The 18,097-nt window shown below is 41.3% G+C and carries 17 protein-coding genes; 1 reads left to right on the top strand and 16 read right to left on the bottom strand.

Annotation, left to right across the window (positions count from 1 at the left end; genetic code table 11):
• Positions 1 to 144 precede the first annotated feature (144 nt).
• The 15 genes from LJE72_RS15080 to trkA form a co-directional block, all read right to left on the bottom strand.
• On the bottom strand, positions 145 to 1,002 hold the full coding sequence (locus LJE72_RS15080) for a GNAT family N-acetyltransferase (RefSeq protein ID WP_229248542.1): 858 nt from the start codon (positions 1,000 to 1,002) through the stop codon (positions 145 to 147).
• Between the two features lie 295 nt (positions 1,003 to 1,297).
• Entirely contained in the window at positions 1,298 to 2,605 is a 1,308-nt protein-coding gene (locus LJE72_RS15075) for a phenylacetate--CoA ligase family protein (protein ID WP_229248651.1), read from the bottom strand.
• Positions 2,606 to 2,876: 271 nt separating this feature from the next.
• A complete protein-coding gene (locus LJE72_RS15070) occupies positions 2,877 to 3,776 on the bottom strand; it encodes a uroporphyrinogen decarboxylase family protein (protein ID WP_229248649.1) in 900 nt (299 codons plus the stop codon).
• A gap of 224 nt (positions 3,777 to 4,000) precedes the next feature.
• Positions 4,001 to 4,288, bottom strand: a complete 288-nt coding sequence (locus tag LJE72_RS15065) for a spore coat protein D (RefSeq protein ID WP_229248540.1) — start codon at positions 4,286 to 4,288, stop codon at positions 4,001 to 4,003.
• An 87-nt stretch (positions 4,289 to 4,375) separates the two neighbouring features.
• On the bottom strand, positions 4,376 to 5,218 hold the full coding sequence (locus LJE72_RS15060) for a 1,4-dihydroxy-6-naphthoate synthase (RefSeq protein WP_229248538.1): 843 nt from the start codon (positions 5,216 to 5,218) through the stop codon (positions 4,376 to 4,378).
• Positions 5,215 to 5,919, bottom strand: coding sequence for a futalosine hydrolase (locus tag LJE72_RS15055; protein WP_229248536.1), 705 nt, complete (start codon positions 5,917 to 5,919; stop codon positions 5,215 to 5,217). Before LJE72_RS15055 ends, LJE72_RS15060 begins: the two co-directional genes overlap by 4 nt.
• Positions 5,920 to 6,078: 159 nt before the next feature.
• Positions 6,079 to 6,777, bottom strand: coding sequence for a sulfite reductase subunit beta (hemoprotein) (locus LJE72_RS15050; protein ID WP_229248534.1), 699 nt, complete (start codon positions 6,775 to 6,777; stop codon positions 6,079 to 6,081).
• 52 nt (positions 6,778 to 6,829) lie between these two features.
• Positions 6,830 to 7,438: a DsbA family oxidoreductase gene (locus LJE72_RS15045; protein WP_229248533.1), complete on the bottom strand. Its 609-nt coding sequence runs from the start codon at positions 7,436 to 7,438 to the stop codon at positions 6,830 to 6,832.
• Between the two features lie 5 nt (positions 7,439 to 7,443).
• Complete coding sequence (locus LJE72_RS15040) at positions 7,444 to 8,073, bottom strand: hypothetical protein (RefSeq protein ID WP_229248532.1); 630 nt, start codon at positions 8,071 to 8,073, stop codon at positions 7,444 to 7,446.
• Positions 8,074 to 8,218: 145 nt separating this feature from the next.
• Positions 8,219 to 9,316: a TDT family transporter gene (locus LJE72_RS15035; protein WP_229248531.1), complete on the bottom strand. Its 1,098-nt coding sequence runs from the start codon at positions 9,314 to 9,316 to the stop codon at positions 8,219 to 8,221.
• Between the two features lie 75 nt (positions 9,317 to 9,391).
• On the bottom strand, positions 9,392 to 9,778 hold the full coding sequence (locus LJE72_RS15030) for a RidA family protein (protein ID WP_229248530.1): 387 nt from the start codon (positions 9,776 to 9,778) through the stop codon (positions 9,392 to 9,394).
• Positions 9,779 to 10,278: 500 nt separating this feature from the next.
• Positions 10,279 to 11,229: an NrfD/PsrC family molybdoenzyme membrane anchor subunit gene (nrfD, locus tag LJE72_RS15025; protein WP_229248529.1), complete on the bottom strand. Its 951-nt coding sequence runs from the start codon at positions 11,227 to 11,229 to the stop codon at positions 10,279 to 10,281.
• Positions 11,230 to 11,251: 22 nt separating this feature from the next.
• Positions 11,252 to 11,908, bottom strand: a complete 657-nt coding sequence (locus LJE72_RS15020) for a 4Fe-4S dicluster domain-containing protein (protein ID WP_229248528.1) — start codon at positions 11,906 to 11,908, stop codon at positions 11,252 to 11,254.
• A gap of 676 nt (positions 11,909 to 12,584) precedes the next feature.
• Complete coding sequence (locus LJE72_RS15015) at positions 12,585 to 14,036, bottom strand: TrkH family potassium uptake protein (protein WP_229248527.1); 1,452 nt, start codon at positions 14,034 to 14,036, stop codon at positions 12,585 to 12,587.
• Positions 14,037 to 14,050: 14 nt separating this feature from the next.
• Positions 14,051 to 15,382 (bottom strand): Trk system potassium transporter TrkA, encoded by a 1,332-nt coding sequence (gene trkA / locus LJE72_RS15010; protein WP_229248525.1) that lies wholly within the window; start codon positions 15,380 to 15,382, stop codon positions 14,051 to 14,053.
• A gap of 321 nt (positions 15,383 to 15,703) precedes the next feature.
• Here trkA and LJE72_RS15005 point away from each other — a divergent pair, with 321 nt between their 5' ends.
• Entirely contained in the window at positions 15,704 to 16,789 is a 1,086-nt protein-coding gene (locus tag LJE72_RS15005) for an FUSC family protein (protein ID WP_229248523.1), read from the top strand.
• A 598-nt stretch (positions 16,790 to 17,387) separates the two neighbouring features.
• Here LJE72_RS15005 and LJE72_RS15000 read toward each other — a convergent pair.
• Complete coding sequence (locus LJE72_RS15000; protein WP_229248521.1) at positions 17,388 to 18,074, bottom strand: L,D-transpeptidase; 687 nt, start codon at positions 18,072 to 18,074, stop codon at positions 17,388 to 17,390.
• Positions 18,075 to 18,097: the final 23 nt, after the last annotated feature.

The following is an 18,097-nucleotide window of genomic DNA, read 5'->3' as shown; positions in this document are numbered from 1 at the left end:
TGAAAAAGATAAGCATGAATTAAAAATAATCCCTGCTTATCTGTATAGATGTTAAATAAACTTTAAACGTCTTCATAAAAAATAGTTGCAGAATCACCATACCTAATGCGTTGACAAATAGCTGAATACTTCATCTCTTGAAATTTATCCGCTTTTTTTGCGATAATACTCATAAGTTGCTTCTATATGAAAACCAGTCTTTTGATAAAGCTCTAAGGCATTGGCGTTTTTGTTATTGACGTCAATTGTGATATCCGATCTGCCTCTTAGCAATAAATCATCTACAATAAGGTGAAGCAGTTCTTTCCCATACCCCTTGCTGCGATATTCAGGTATAATACCAAACCCAAATATCGACACGTCTTCTTCTAAATTAACTGAAACTGCACCAATAATCTCATCATCTAAAACCGCCAGGTATTGTTCTCTTGTATCCGATGAGAAGCAGTTTTTAATTAGACTCTTAGATTCTTCACGGGTGTCGCCGAAGACCTTCATATTAGCGGCAATTGCTTTTTCAAGATCCTTTTGCTCTGCCTTTAACAGAATTAAACGATACCTATTAAGACGAGTATAACTCGCCCTATCAAATCTCATAAAATACTCAGTATGATCATAATCTGCATTAAGAGCATCAATTACCCGTTTACCCGGAATTGATGAGCTTTCGCATACAAATAGAAGTTCGGGAATATCAAATGCCCTCAATTCTTCAACTGCTTTTCCTAATAATGACTTGAAGTATCCTTTTCCTCTAAACTTTGGCAGAGTGTAGGCAGTAATCTCTGCCTCATGTTTTGTTGGAATAAACATGGATAATATACTTATCATCTTGCCATTTTTATAGAGCAGAAAAAAACTTTTAATCTGTTGATTGATGTTCAATGACGAATCTAAAAATACGCTCCCTTTTAGACTATCATGGTCAATACAAATTCCTTCTAAGTCAAGTACCTCCTCGATAGCCCTTTGGCTTAAACTTACATAAGCTCGTATAGTCATTTTTGCCCGGATTGCCTCCTCGCTGTATAACCCGCATCCTTTTACATCTGCAAAGTCCTTAAGAGATAATACCATACCAATCAGTTACTAAATACATATATTGTAAAGTTATTCTACTTTCAAATAGGTCCTCAAGAAGGTGCTCCGTTAGTTATTATAACACTTTCATCATGGATAATTGTGAGAATATACTAATTATCTTATCTAGAGAAGAGTCCACTCCTTATTTTTAAAGGAATGGACTCTTCAAACTCTATTCACTCAGCTCTAAGGTAGGACAAATATAACCCATATATTATTTAGCAGTCTGATTGCGGTAATCGAAAACTCGCTTGGCTTTACCGGCACTCCGTTCCAAGGTTCCCGGCTGAACAATTTTCAAGCGAACGTTAATTGAAAGAACACTATGGAGCTTCTGGCGGATGTAGCCCGAAAAGTCCTCCAACTTTGAATAAGGCTCGAGTAAATCTTCACGGGTAAGCTCTACCACGACTTCCAGCTCATCGAGAAAGTTACGTCTGTGGACATTGATGACATAATGGGGACCGATACCTTCGATCGTCATAAGAACGCTTTCGATTTGAGAAGGGAAGACATTGACCCCGCGAATAATTAGCATATCATCTGACCGACCGATAATTTTACGCATTCGAGCCGTGGTTCGCCCACACTGGCAGGGATCCTGGGTAACGCGGGAAATGTCCTTGGTTCGAAAGCGGATCACTGGGAAAGCTTCCTTAGTCAAGGAAGTAAAGACTAACTCGCCTTCCTGGCCCGGCTCAAGAACTTCACCCGTCTCTGGGTCAATCGTCTCAACGATAAAATGGTCCTCAGCAATATGATGACCGCATTTGCAAGCGCATTCCCCAGCAACCCCTGGCCCCATGACCTCACTTAAGCCATAGTTATCGGTAGCAAGAATGTGAAGTCTGGATTCGATTTCGCTGCGCATTTCCTCCGTCCAAGGTTCACCGCCGAACAGCCCAATCTTTAGCTTCAATGAAGAAATATCAATACCCATCTTCTCGGCAACCTCTGCAATATAGAGGGAATAGCTAGGGGTCGATATTAGTACAGTAGTACCGAAATCTTGCATTAGCATGAGCTGTCTTTCCGTATTCCCTCCCGAAACGGGTACTACCAAGGCCCCGGCCCTCTCCAGTCCGTAATGGAGGCCAAACCCTCCTGTGAAGAGACCATAGTTAAACGCAATTTGAGCAACATCTTCCGAAGTAACCCCTGCCAGACTGACCATCCTCGCTGTCAGATCCGTCCAGGTATTGAGATCATTAGCCGTATAGCCGACAACCACAGGACGGCCAGTCGTTCCGGATGAGGCATGAACCCGTACCACTTCTCTCTGGGGAACAGCGAAAAGACCAAAAGGATAGTTACCCCTTAAATCGTCCTTTGTCGTAAATGGTAAGCATTTTAGATCGCCTAAGGATTTGATCTTCTCAGGAGTTATACTTAACTTTTCGAATTTCGCACGATAATGAGGCACCTTATTGTAAACCCTGTTGACTGTCCACTTCAGCCGTTCCAGTTGCAGGTCTTCCAGTCGGCTGCGACTCATACATTCTTGTTCAGTATTCCAGATCACCATAAAACCAACCTCGCTTCTTTGGAAATTTAAAAACTCTTTTCACAAAATAAAAAATAGCTACCATAAGAAAGGATAGCTATTACACAAACAATTGCAAAATACTTCATATTCTGCCATCCTCCCATTCTATTAATATGACTCAACCCAATCCACTTGCCTATTCTACCTTGCTACAAACCTGTGAAACAGCTCACAAGTTTTCTACATCATTTATTCTAACTAACTATTGTGTAATTGTCTAGAGTTTTTTCCCTTTATGTATTCCATACTATTTACCTAAAGGGAGGTCACTCGCATACTTATATACGTCTAATACCTGTTTAGCCGATAAAGTACTTCCCAGAATCCCCGCACTGCTGCCAAAAATATATCCCCCTTCCATACCCTCAATAGAAGTTGCGGTTAATAATTCTAAGACTTTTTCAGTCCTGTTTTCCTCTGCAAACCATCCCAGATCGTATCCACCCATTAGACAGAGCCGATTTTCCGTCGCCATTCTGACCTTTGCTATATCAGCAAGGGAAGAAAAATCGAGGGAATGCAAGCCATTAAAACCCAAATTACTAATATCATCTAATACCCGCAATAAATCTCCATCAGCATGGAAGAAAACTGGAGCCTTTTGGCCCCTGAAAAATTCTGTTTGCTCCTCAAGGCCAGGGAAAAAGTCCTTACGCAGAGCCACCGGAGATATAAACGTTCCACTCTGATATGCTATATCGTCCGCAACGATTATTCCGTTTGCCCCCAAAGCCAAAGCATTTAGCCCAAGTTCGATATTAGCAGCTACAGACTCAGCAACAAGTTTAGGTATTACAGGGTCACATTTCGCAATTGCCAGCAAATAATCTGTAAACGAAGTGAATAGTTTAGCAGTTCCTTGAAAAGGGCCGTCGATTATAGCAAAAACAAAAAAATCCGTCTCTTTTCTCCATTGTTTGAGTTCCTCCCAAACCTTTCCTTTGTCTTGTTGTGATAAAGCAGGGGAAAAGGCTAACGCATCGAGTCCGCACAGTTCACAAGCCTCTACTCTGTCTTTAAACGTTACGCTCTCTTTCAAACTTAATAATTCAGCAATAAAACCATCCTCAAGATGAAACTCTCCTTTAGCTAGGCGATCCACCTTCTCAAATCGTACAGCTGCCATTATTCTTTCAATTTTAGTCATCACTTTACACTACTTCCTCTCTATAGGATTGCTTCTGAAAGTTCCTCTTTAATTCTTGATTTTCCTGTAATTTTATGTAATCTACCATTAAAAGAGGGCATACATAAGTCCGATTATTCTTTAGATTCATAGTTATTATAATCTTTCGGTTACATTAATACTAGACGACAAAAATAACAAGCCACGCTTAGCTTAGCATGGCTTGTGTTTACAATTTATAATCACTAGAAAAGACGATTAGTGTATCCTTGATACCCTTGAACACCCTGGCCTAAGAAGCCTTGACCTTGAGCACCCTGACCTAAGAAACCTTGACCTTGAATACCTTGGCCTGCAAAGCCTTGGTCGACAACAACTGTTCTAGTCGTCTGTTGATAAACATGCTGAGGAACATCGATAATATTCTGACGGTTAATATTCACAATAGGATGAATAACTGGGACCATTCGCTGAGTGTAAAAATCTCGAACACAATATTGTGGGGGGCAACAAATTGGTTTACATCCATACATTAGAAACTCACCTCCTTAACTTTACTATATGCAAGAAACAACTCAATGGTATAATATTCCAAGACAATTATCTCGTTTTCTGATTTTTTATAAATAAAGCCTCTCCAAATCTACCTTTGGTACCAGGCCTTCTTGTGACGCTCTGCTCAGCAAGGATGCAACCGCTTTATATCCGATCTTGCCGATGTGTTCGGTGAATTCGTTAACGTAAAGCTTAATGTGTGCCTGAGTTACCTCAGCAGACAGCTCTTGGCTGTGGTGCAACACATATTCACTCGACGCCTTCGGGTGGGCCCAGGCATATCTGACTGATTCCTGAATCCAGCTGGTGATTGCAGACAGATCAAGCGAACGTCGAGCAATAATAGCTCCCAGCGGAATCGGCAGATTAGTGTCTTGCTCCCACCAATTTCCTAAGTCTACCATGAGGGTAAGCCCATATGCAGGATAGGTGAAACGCGCCTCATGGATCACAAGCCCTGCGTCGACTAAACCATCACGCACCGCAGGCATAATCTCGTGAAAAGGGAGCACTGTAATCTCACCTACTCCCCCTGGCACATTTTGCGCTGCCCATAACCGAAAAAGCAAATATGCAGTTGACCGTTCACTCGGAACCGCCACCCGACTGCTATGCAGTTTCGCAGGATCAAAAATGCCGCCTGCTTTATTTGAGGTCAGTAGCAATGGCCCGCAGCCCTTACCCAAAGCACCTCCACATGGCAACAGGGCATATTCAGACAATACCCACGGCAGGGCCGCATATGAGATCTTAGCCACATCAGGGCCGTCGGAACCAGCGGCCATACCATTCGTAATGTCAATATCTGCGTAGGTTACATCCAGCTTAGGTGCCCCGGGTATCAGCCCGTGTACCCATGCATGGAAAACAAACGTGTCATTAGGACAAGGAGAGAATGCAATTTTCAAACTAATACCTCCGTTAATACTTCGCAAGCAGCTTCCAAAACCTCCAGTGCCTCTTTGATCCGCCATGCAGACCGATCGCGCGGACCCACTATGTTTGAGATCGCGCGAATCTCCAGAACCGGCAAACCGCGATCAAGCGCTGCAAATCCAACACCAAATCCCTCCATCGCTTCTGCTGAAGCGTCATTTATCCGGGCAGCCAGTTCTATAGCTGTCTCAGACCTCCCTGTAACGGTTGAGACTGTGAGCACCGGGCCGGTATTAACCGGCAATTTCGCATCTTGCAAGGCCTTCGTAATGCACTTTGCTAAGTTAGCATCAGTCAGAATTCGGGTCATTCCGAAACCCAACTTCTCCAAACTATTGAACCCATCTGAAGTCTCTGCCCCCAAATCGGCGGCCACGATCTCTGTCCCTACCACGAGTGAACCTACTTCAGCTCTGCCAGGGAAGCCTCCACCGATACCTGCACTAATAACCAAGCTGTATTGGGCCCCAACAAGCGCCTTAGTCGTATTGACTGCAGCAACAACCGCACCGACGCCCCCCACCAAAACATCAAACCTTGGATCTCTGTGTAAAGCTCGCCATACCGCATCTCTCTCGGCCGAAACCGCCGTCACTACTAGGACGCGCAATTGAGATTGCCGTTCAAAAGGAATTATGCCAGTTGGTTTTTTTAATCTTTGTTCTGCATCCAAAAGAAAATACTCCCTTATATGAGATTCTAATTAAAATATTTCCATTCAGAAAATAGTTTTAACAGACAAAACTAGGGCAGAAATCCTTGCCCCACAAGAAACTCAACCCCTATCTATAAATTAACAGTTTCCGAATTGCAGATGCTAGAGTTAATGGAGTTACACTGTTAGGAAGCTTGCAACAGTTTCAAACCCAATTCTTTCCACAGTTTTAGCAAATCGTTCTCCTTTTAGACCATTTTCACGATAAAATTCCATAGCCTTATCCACAATATTGAGTGCCTCACTAATAGAGTATAAACCAGGCAACTCTCTTCCCACATGTTGTTTTTGACTGAACATTCCTCCGACAGTAATCGCTACTTGGCCCTGTTTTCGCCCTTGCAATCCGATGCATCCAAGTTGCGGTTTCGAACAACCATTCCTGCATCCACTAATCGTTACTCGGAATTTATTAGGAAGTGCAATATCGTATTTCCCTGTATAAAACTTTTCATTGATTTGCCTAGTCACTTCTGCCGTATCGAAAAAGCTAACTTGACAAACATCCCCTTTACACGTGAGTGCCGGTCTTACCCTCATCCCCGTACTTCCTGCCGACAGCCCCGCTTCCTTAAGCTCACGTGCGACAGACTCTAAATCCTGATACTTGATCCAAGGTATTTCTACGTTTAAGCGTTGGGTTAAGGTAAAATAACCCCTGCCATAGTTCTCACTGACCTCTGTGATCTTTCGAGCTTCCTGGGCATTCATACTGCCTCCCTGTATTAAAACCCTGCAGGAAAAATGAATACCATCTTTATAGACGATATAGCCTCGTCCTTTTAACGCCTTTTTCTGTTCATCAGTTAACTCCATTTTAAGTACTTCTCCTCCCCTGCTCCATGCTCTCTATTATAATTCTTGAATTTCATTTTAATTTAATATCTAACGGAAACCCGCCCCCTGTTCCCTGAAGGAACTTCTCCAGAGCTTCATAACTCTGGGCTCCATGGACTGCACGATTATCAACAATGAAACAAGGAACACTTTGAATTCCCAGATGCTGAGCTTCAGCTATATCCTGGGATACTGCTTGTTTATATTTCCCGCTAAGGAGAGTCTGCTTAAATTCTTGACTGTCCAGTCCAATCTGCCCTGCCAGCTCGATTAAAACGCCTACATCATTAATGTTCTTTTGTTCTTGAAACTGAGCCGCAAAAACTGCATCATGATATGCATTGCCAAGCCCCTGTTCTTCCGCGAATTTAGACCCTTCCAGGGCTAATCTTGAGTGCTTGCTCTTTTCATTAAAGTTCATATGGAGCCCGTACTTTTTTCCTAAAGCTTCAACACCAGCCTTCGCTCTGGCCAAATATTCCGGCGATTTCTCAGGGAGTTCAATCCCCTCTGGCCTAAGTTCAAAAGCTTTCCATTCTACCGTTAAATTTTTATCCTTGGCCAACTGGTCAAGGGGGACTTTCCCTATCATACAAAAAGGTCATAAGAAATCCGAGAAGACTGTTATTTTAGTTGACATCACGATTACAACTCCTCATAGAAGGGCAATTGCTCGCCCCTGATAGTTGCTATTCTCCACAAGTAATCGTTACCCATGCCTTCTCTCTTATCTTCAATAAATCCTTTACTTTTCAGTAGATTCAAAGTGCTTCGGTTAGTAGCATATCCAGATAGATACCTCGCCCCTTGCTCTTTAGCAAATAGTCGCAAATTATTAAGTATCTTTTCCATAGTACCATCACTTAATAGATCGAACTCTTCATTCTTAACTAAGACGATGTCATTGATGAAGATTTCTTGTTTGTTAAGCTTTGAAATGTGAAGACTAATTAGAGCTTCCTCAAAGCCTAATGTATCTACCCACATAATCTGAGGTATCTGAATCCCGAGTAAACCTGCAAGTTCGGGACTATTACAGTAGGTAGTATAATATTCCTGCAAGAGTTGAACTAGTTGCTGATTGTATGCTCTAGCCTGAACAGAGATGTTATATTGTCCTGGATACTGAAGTCTTATTTCATCATCACGCAGCACCTTTATTCCAGGGTCTCTTCCGATTTCAGATTTCAAGTCATCAACAGGAAAAAGACTCTTTATTTCATCCTCCGAAGGATTCCATTGTTCCGAATAGATACGCTGTGCCTTAACTGCCATCTAATCTCACACGCCTTTCAAATATCGAAGATCTTTTTAAATGTATACAAAACAACTTAATTCCAAGCTTCTCTACTTACAATAATACAGTATTTAGGATTAAACGCCAACTCGCACCTTCAATAGTCCCGTTGGGATTTCGCAATTATAGTTTCCCTGCCGATTTAGAAATTGGGCTACCCATAAAAAGCGTACCACTGAAAGCACCTGTTATGGTTTTTATAAAGACATAGCTCCAAAGAAGAGCAAGGAAAAAGGTTAGGAAAGCACTAAACCCATAAGTAAGGGGCGTTAAATAGATTGAGGCTATTTTCTGACTTGCTATTGTATAGGCTGCCAAGGGGAAGATAAACGCCCACCATCCCAACCCAAAAGGGATTCCACCTCTTCGCATATGATGAATGGAAATCAGTCCAGTAATCCCAATTACCCAAATACCAAATCCCCAGATTATAGTTGCCCCTAAGTAAGCAAGATCGACGGATGTTAATATTCCAAGGCTTTCGGCATTTTTTGCAATATCAATGATGGCAATAGAAGCAAGACCAACAGCACTTAACAGGATCCCGAACGACGGCGTCAACTCTGCTGGAGGAAGCGCATGTTGGGCAAGACGAACAAAGATCACGGCACTAATAAATATAAACAAAAACAACCCTACCCCCAGCATAATTGCGTTGATAATGAAAATAGACATGCTCCAAGTGGGCTTATGGCTTAAACTTTGAATTAAAACAGCATTCCCCAACAACAATGTTGCCATATTAGCAATCGGTGCCATAATCCATGAGAAATTAGTCGTTTCTGGTTTCGGTGCGACTTCAACCTGAATAATCCTAAAAGTCGTATAGAAAGAGAAAAAGGCAACTCCCGCTAACCCTGTAATCCAGGCAATAGTCGTAAGTATGAAAGTCAGGGATCCGCCTAGATATTGACTCCAAATCGTATAGATATTTGTTCCTACAATTATTGCGGCTACGGGCATTGTTACGAAGAAATTGCTTGCGACTGGGTGATGAAGATCCCTTCGAACATACTCAAAAAAAGAGATCCAGCGAATAACCCATGGAACGAGAACCAAGAAAAAAAGAATATCAGCCAGAGCTGCAGCTGCTAAGCTCAACATGTTTCCTGCTGGCAAGGCATCTTTCCATTGATACAAGATATTTGCAAGTCCCCCTGTACCCATGACTACGGCGAACCATCCCGGTGCTAAGTACTTTATGACGTGACGCTCAAGCATATCCTAAAAATCCCCTCTATAATTGTGTCATTTGAAATTGGCCTTATAATCCTAAATCCTTTTTATATGGTATGTTTAGCGACCTCCCCTTCTTGCAATCATTTCAATCTCCACCTGAGCCCCCAGCGGCAATGAGGAGACACCAATTGTAGTTCGGGCAGGATAAGGCGAAGCAAACTTAGCTTTATAGACTGAATTCATCGCATCAAAGTTTACCATGTCTGTTAGAAAGACGTTCACCTTAATAACATCATCTGACGTCAAACCCGATGCAACTAAAACATTGAATAGATTTTGAAAGCATTGTTCAGTTTGAGTAGTGATATCACCTGAAACAAGCTTTCCTGTTGCGCAATCTATAGGGGTTTGCCCCGAAAGATAAATGAGATCACCCGATTCTACGGCATGGGAATACGGGCCGATTGCAACTGCCCCGTCAGCAGTGTAAGCTTTTCTTGGCATTTGAAAATCCTCCTTAAAGTCTAATAACTAAATAGCTTTTTAAACTAAGATATCATACCACAAATTAACATAGTTCAAATAAATTCTTATTTTAGTTTACATATAAACAAGCAGGGAAACAATCCCTTTCATCTAACTAAACATTAAAATAGTTCAATAACACCTTTTAAATTCAAGTATAGGCAGTCACTGAAATCGTACTAATGCGGTGTCTAACTCAGAAATTACAAGTTTAGAACGCCTTCATGACTTAAACAGTATAGTCGCGTTGGAGTATTTGCAATGAGGAATGGAGGCCGTAAGGCAAAGTGTCATGATGGAGAGATGAGCCTTCCCGAAAGAATAACAATAGTTATTCTTTCTCCTGGAAAATAGTTTTTCAAGCAAAGTGTATTGCCTCATAAGGTAATGAAAGTACAACGTGGCACACCAAAAAAGAGAGGAAGTATTATACTTCCCCCCTTAGACCCAGACCCTAGCGATATTTTGTGATTCATAGTTTAACTCAATAGACCGTTCCAAACTGGCAGAGCTGCGAAAACGATCAAACATCGTAAAGTCAGTCCACCCACCATTACCGCTCCGTCACAAAGTAATAAAGCATTCTGGCTTTTCGCACTGGCTCCCTGGTTTACTCCCGCTGGCATATCTGCATTCTCAGATAAGTTTTGTTCTTTCATTGCTAAAGGCGCTTTCTTCTGGCACCGAGACTGTTGAACATAAAATACCAACGGTCCAACAAGCCCTGCAAGGATGAGGAGAAGCCAGAAAGGTAAAGCGAGGGATTCTGTCAACAATAGGTTAGCTGATAACTTGGCGACAGCTCCTTGGCTTCCGGAATAGATGAGTGCAAAGAAAGCAGTGATACTTAAGATCTCCATACTAACAAGCCATAAATGGACTTGTGAAACCCGTTCCTCATGCACTTGGTGTTGTTTTTCAAAGAAGTGCGCCAATAATGAGGTCAACGATAAACCCGTCGAAAGGGCAGATACCACAAAAACTACTGGCATTAAATATGAGTTCCAAAAAGGCACTCCTTCAATGACTGCCAAGAGCATTCCTGTATAGGCAGCTGTTGCTAACGCTAATATTGCGCCAATATATGATAATACATCGGGAGCCTGCCTCTTCTTCCATACAAAGAACGCCTTAATAAAAGCAACGAAAATAAACGCTGTCAGAATATAGATTCCCCAAGTCATAACCGAACTAAAATTAAGAAACATGTTTATAATCAACCACGGCTTCTTTAGGCCTTGCCCTAAATCCGTGATCAATAACAAAGCTCCAAAAGCAACAATTGGTGCTGAAACGTAATATCCGACTTGGTTCAAATTGGTTTTTTTACCCAAAAAACCTTTTTCCGCTGCAAAAGAAGTTAGATATGCCCCTGCACCAAGTCCACCTAGAAATAGGTATATGGCAATAAGCCAACCCCAATGTCCCATCTTAAAATCCTCCTCTCGTTTATTATTTAGGAATTGCAATCATGGACGGATTCGTAATCTTAGGGTTTGGAAGCCCTTTATAGTTTAGATTTCCCTTTTGCGACAATTCCTTCATATCCCCCATAGTCAACGCTTGTGTAGGACAAACCCCTACACACATGGGACCTGACCCCGAATCTTGAAGCTTGTAACAAAAATGGCATTTTGAAACAGCCCCTGATTTTTTCTGAATATGAGGCGCATGATAAGGGCAGGCATACAAACAGTAGCCGCAACCAACACACTTACTAGAATCCTGAATGACAACGCCGTCACTTTCCCTTTTTGTATAAGCGTTAACCGGACACACTTTAGCACAAGCTGGGTCAGCACAGTGATTACAGCTCATAGATAAGGCATCGCCCTTCTCGTTGCGAAGAAGCTTTCTCCAAGGAGCATCCGTCTCCCATTTGTAAGTCTCTTGACAAATTCTTACACAGTTCTCACATTTAATGCATTTTGCTTCATCGTAACTGAACCCAATTTGTTTCTTCGTTTTCGGCTCTGCGTTTTCTTTAACAGTTTCTTCAGCCCGCAGGAGCTTAATTGGCATTAGTCCAATGGCAGCAACAGTTCCGAGCAATAATCCACCTTTAATTACACTGCGTCGGGACAATTCTACTCGTTTATTATGCGACATCTTTTACCGCTCCTTTCAGCAATCCATCACACATAAGCAATAATATGGGTCCTTGTACAGATTTACAATAAATTGCTCTTTCTACGATAATCTAACATAATGCAACAAAGTTCACAATGGTATATTTTTCATTAGTAAACCTTCCCAAGAAACCGTCTTTGAAATTATGGTAAAGATTTAATCTACCTCAATTTTCGTTTAACAATACTTACTAAAAGTTGGAATGGTCTTTGCAAACCTTTGTTTAATGTTCAAACTTAAAAATATAAAAAGAGTTAGTAAAAAACTTTAATACAAGTTTGTTACTAACCCTTTTGTCCACTTCTAGTTCGAAATAGTTAATCTTCTCCCACCATCTTAGACTCCCACTTCTAAAATCACCTCACTCTGAATTCTTACTGAGCCATTGATACATAACAAAAGCGTCTACAAATCCTTTTTTCTTATGCTTAAATGCTTTCTGAAGGGTTCCAACTATGGTAAAACCACATTTCTCCCATAATTCTACAGCTATATGGTTAGTACTAACCACACAATTATATTGCATGCCTTAAATCCATGATTCTGAGTTTCTTTAGGGAGTGCATACACATCAGTCTTTCGATACCTTCACCACTAGCTTTATCTCTGACAGTATGGCCGGCATTGCAAACATAGGTGCCTTTTCCTTAGAAGCTTACCACCCTTTACGACTGCGCCAAAATTCGGGTTGAATAATAATCAATAAGGTAAAGAGCTCTAATCGACCCAGTAGCATGCAGAAAATAAGAACACTTTGACCAAAGGGGTTAATTGAAGAAAAGGTAGTGGTCGGGCCAACTACCCCAAAACCCGGACCGACATTTCCTAAAGTTGCAACTACTGCGCTCATCGCGTCAAAGGGTTCCAACCCTGTTGCCGCTAAAAGTAGCGTGGCAACCCCAAAAATAGCAATAAAGAGAAAGAAAAAAACTAAGATTGTATTTAAAACTACAGGATCAACCGTTTTTTTAGTAAAGCGAACATTAATTACCGCTTTGGGATGAATCGCCCTTTTCAGCTCCGTCCAAGCAAGTTTAAAGAGAACGATTACCCGAAACACTTTAATTCCTCCTGATGTAGACCCTGCACTTCCGCCTATAAACATCAGACTAAAGAGGATGATCTTGGTCACAGAAGGCCACTGATCAAAGTCAGCCGAAGCATACCCTGTAGTGGTTATAATTGAGACAACTTGAAAAAGCGCTTGCCGCAATGAGGTTCCCCCCCCTTCACCCATAGTCCACCACAAACTTAGGGCAATCAGAAGCGTTGAAACTGCAATAATCAATAAATAGAACTGAAACTCTAAATCTTTAAAAACTTTACTTATTCCAGAGCGCCAGGCTTGGAAATAAAGTCCAAAGTTGCCTCCGGCTATAATCATAAAAACTATAATAACAAGTTCGATCCCTAAATTATCGTAGTAAGCTATGCTGGTATTTTTCGTTGAAAATCCACCAGTAGCCATCGTTGCAAAGGAATGATTGACAGCGTCGAACAAGTTCATACCAAAGAGTATCAATAGAATAATCTGAACAACTGTGAGGCCTAAATATATTTGCCAAAGTTTTAGGGCATTATCTCTAATTCTGGGCAGGACTCGCTCGGAAATCGGTCCGGGAACCTCAGCATTGAACAAATGAACTGCGCCTGTCATGTTCGGAAGAAAGACAATAAATAACACAATAATCCCCATACCTCCGAGCCAATGAGTTAAGCTACGCCAAAGAAGAATGCTCTTAGGGAGGGTTTCTACATTGTCAATGACGCTTGCACCCGTAGTGGTTAAGCCTGAAACTGTCTCAAATAATCCGTCGAGATAAGTAGGCACAGCTCCACTAAACACATAGGGTAATGCGCCGGCCAAACCCGTCAATAGCCACGCACCAGCAACAATAACAAATCCTTCCCGCACACCCATGCGGCCTTCTTTCCGTCCGTGAGTTACCAGTATGACCCCTGCAACTAAGGTTACAATTATAGAGAACGAAAACGAAAGGATGCTCCCCTCCTGCCAAATCAAAGCCACCAGAAAAGGGATTCCCATAAATCCAGCATAGGCAATCATCAGACGGCCAAGAATGTTTTCTACAAATGAATAGTTCACTTTCTTACCCTGCCTTAAAATGTTTTACATATTTTTTTAACTAAATTCGGAAGCGTAAAGATTACGGCGCGATCTCCGGCTTGAAGTGTCGTGTTTCCGTCAGGAATAATAAGTTCATTTCCTCGTACGAGCGCACCGATCAAAATATTTTCTGGGATTTTTGCATCTTTAAGTTTACGACCGATAAGCGAAGACTTTGCAGAAACCACAATTTCCATTGCCTCTGCTTTAGCACCTTCCAACAAAGACACAGAAACGACTTCCCCTTGGCGTACCTGGCGCAAAATAACTCCAGCCGTTAGGAGTCTGGGAGAAAGAATCACATCAACTCCCACTTTACCCATGAGAGACATATATTCAGAACGACCTACACGGACTATCGTCTTTTGGGTTCCCAAGTCTTTAGCTAAAAGGGCAAGTAATAAATTCAGTTTATCATCGCTCGTTAGGCAAACCACAGCATCTGTTTCCCCAACCCCTTCTTCGATTAACAGGTCAATATCTGTGCCATCACCACAGAGCACAAGTCCCTTATCAATGATCTTGGCCAATTCATTGCAGCGTTCTCGACTTTTCTCTATGACTTTTACTGAAATTCCTACCTGATCTAAGATTTTTGCCAGATGTCTCCCGATGCGACCAGCACCAATGATCATCACACGTTGTATCTTTGTTTTTGTCTCCGAGAAATGTTCGCTGAATTCCTCAATAGCTGCCTGTGCTCCAACAAAGAAAACACTGTCTTGCGGTAATAAGCAATCCGTTCCATGGGGTATAATCATTCGATTCTGACGGAGGATTCCAACAACGAGTACTTGATCCGGTAAAGTCAATCTTTTAAGCTGTATATTGACATACGGCGACTCTGCTCTAACCCGAACTTCCAACAAACGTACTTTACCATCTCCGAAATCTTCAACATCCAAAGCCGCAGGTGTAAGAAGAATGCGACTAATTTCGACTGCTGTTACCATTTCTGGATTGATCGTCAAGTCTATCCCTAAGGCTTTATTGAAATCAAGCTGATTTCTCCCTGCGTATTCCTGATTTCTTACGCGAGCAATGGTTCGGGATATCCCTGCTTGTTTGGCTGCCATACAGGCGATCATATTAACTTCATCCCGATCCGTTACTGCAACCATTAAGTCCGCTTTCAACAAACCGAAATCCGAAAGAATTTGGGGACTAGCTCCGTTACCGCTGATCGTCATTACATCCAAGCTGTTCTGAACAATGAGACGTCGCTCTTCATCCTGCTCAATCACTGTGATTTCATGTCCCTCTTCAGATAATCGCTGAGCCAAACTAAATCCAACTTTTCCGGCTCCAACTATGACAATGCGCATAGCTTTTGTGTTCTCCTTCCCCTTAGCCCAAAATAAGTAAAACTTATCTTACTTCTAGTTTAATGGTTTAATCTTCTTATTTTAGTACATTATGAATAACGTACTGCTATTCGGCAAGGTATACTAAAATTCCTTTATTTATATTAATAATATAGAGATAGTAGTTTTCCGTATAAGCAACATTGTCCCCGTTCTTTTACAAAATGATTCCTTGATAAATTTGTCCAAGAAGATTCACCCTCATCGAGAATTGACTCATTTATTTCCTGACCAATATGTGATAGACTATTTCAATCACTAGCTCAAAGGCGGGAAATAATAATGCTTATTGGAGCACGAACTGTCAAAACCGGACTTGCTGTCGCCACAACACTCTTTATCTGTAATGTATTTAGTATTGAACCTGCGTCTTTTGCAGCCATTACCGCAGTGGTAAATATGCAGCCTTCTGTTAGCAAATCTATAAATAATGCCTGGGAACAGATTGGCGTCCATTTGCTGGCCATCGTTTTTTCCCTAATTATAGGTTTACTCTTTGGTACAAATCCTATTTTCATAGGTACTACGGTAGTGTTTCTGATTATCTTTTGCAACTGGATAGGTTGGCCTAACGGAATCGTTATGGGAATTGTCTCAATTATATTCATCCTCGATTCTCCTCGAGAAACCTTTCTTATCCACGCTCTTTCCCGATCCCTCAGTATCTTTGTCGGTCTTGGGGTAGCTTTACTTATTAACCGAATTCTGGCCCCGCCAAGATATAAATCTAAATTTTTGAGTACTCTAAACGATCTTGTCCAACTCACATCAAAGTATTTCCTAGAAAGCCTTAACACCTTCATTCATGCAGGAAATTTCACCTACTATCAGAGGCCTGATCCTCAAGAGCAACAAAACCTGCTTGATGAGGTGACTAACCTCTACGAGCATGCCAGAGAAGAAATGACAATGGACGATCATCCTCCCTTTATTGAACGACTATTGGAGATCTGTCGAGGCTTTATCGAACGCGGAGAAAGCATTAATCAAATGACTGCACAACGAGTGACAAGAAGAAGAGAGTCCTATTCCCCCGAAGAACTGCAAGAGATCACGGCGGAATTCAAAGAAATTCTGGATATCTTGTCTCTTGGATATGAGAAGCTTGCCGGGCTCATTGATTCTCTCTCCTCAGGAGTCAACGAGAAGAAAGGTTCAGGTTCTTATACGGAGGATATAGTGTATTGGGAATTATTTGACCGTGCCGTTGATGATTGGAATCGTAAAGTTTGCGGCGTCTTCTATTTACGGGCTTTAATGGAAGTATCTGTTGTTGCTACTGAACTGCGTTGGGCAAATCGACGCACCATAAACTTGCTGAATATGATTAACAAACAATCTGAAAAGAAACTAAAGAAAAGTGTCTGATTTTCTTTTATGTATATGCTTCTAAACATCGAATGCCAGCACAATGTGCTGGCATTTGAATCTCTAGGGGTTTATAAATAAGAGCACGTACTGATCTCACCTAACACCAATTAAAATCGTTTATTACCTAACTATTATCTTACGACAATAATTGAGCAAATCACCACTCAAATTGATGGTTTGTTCAACCTTATAAGATATCTACCCAGCTACACACACCCTCCCGGCTGAATATAACCGGATTTCTTACACATGCATATATCCTCAGACATATGGTTGAGTAAGAAAAACTCAACACCCAATAAAGTCTTAGCTCGACTTTTCAGGATAAGTTGGAACCTTCTTAAAACAATCCTTGCGGACTGCAAAAAAGCTTTTCCCCACCCTTGAAAATCTTCCCTCCAATTTTATATAAGCGTTTATCACCTCATATAAAGTCTTTGGCCGATTAATTATACACCCCTTGAGGAGCATATATAAATCTTGGCTTAACCAATACGTACCCTTATAATCAATAGTATAAACCAAGTCATTTATAATACTCTGTTAATTATTACATCTATATATAGTTTGCTTTAATTCACTTTTCAGAGTTAATTTAATTTGCCCAATGATAATTGGTTAAGAGGTCTTCTTCCATTGGATCACCAAGGGAGTTATAGAGGTTCTTATTAGAGGGATAAAGAATCCCTTCCTTTTCCTTCGGATTCTTAAGAGATAAATTCTTCGATATTTCAACAGCTGTATTGAGCGGTATCATCGCATATAATTCTTCCATGTCCGAATTATTCATTCGAATGCAGCCCTGAGAAACATTTTCACCAATAGTCCCAGGAGTATTCGTGCCATGTATTGCATAATTCATATTTGACAATTCCATTGCTCTTGTCCCATACACATTATCTGCTTTAGGAACATTCTTATCCGGATTCACAACCTTTTTGGATATGCGCAGAATCCCTTCTGGAGTTGTGTCATCTTCACCTAGGGCAACCTTATAGTTACGAATGATTTTGTCTTCTGATATAACGGATAAACTATTACTTTCCTTATCAATAGCAATGGACATGGGCATAAAAGGAATATCCTTATCATAGAGAAGATTAGGCTTTAGGGCATCTTTGACTACAGCAACTAAGTCCTTTTCATTCGGTAACTCTACAAGTGAAAAAAGCCACCCCCCGTCTCTTGTCGGAAAAGTAGTGACAGCATTCTTTAACTCATAGGGTTCCTTGGGTAATTCAGTTAAATAATTAGGGCTTGCTAGCCAAACCCCGATTTTCATGTCAATTTACCGAAATAACATTT

Origin of the sequence: Desulfosporosinus shakirovi, assembly GCF_020595055.1 — a bacterium.
GTDB classification, from domain to species: domain Bacteria; phylum Bacillota; class Desulfitobacteriia; order Desulfitobacteriales; family Desulfitobacteriaceae; genus Desulfosporosinus; species Desulfosporosinus shakirovi.
Note: the sequence above shows the minus strand (reverse complement) of the source record. Positions and strands in the feature narration are given on the sequence as shown.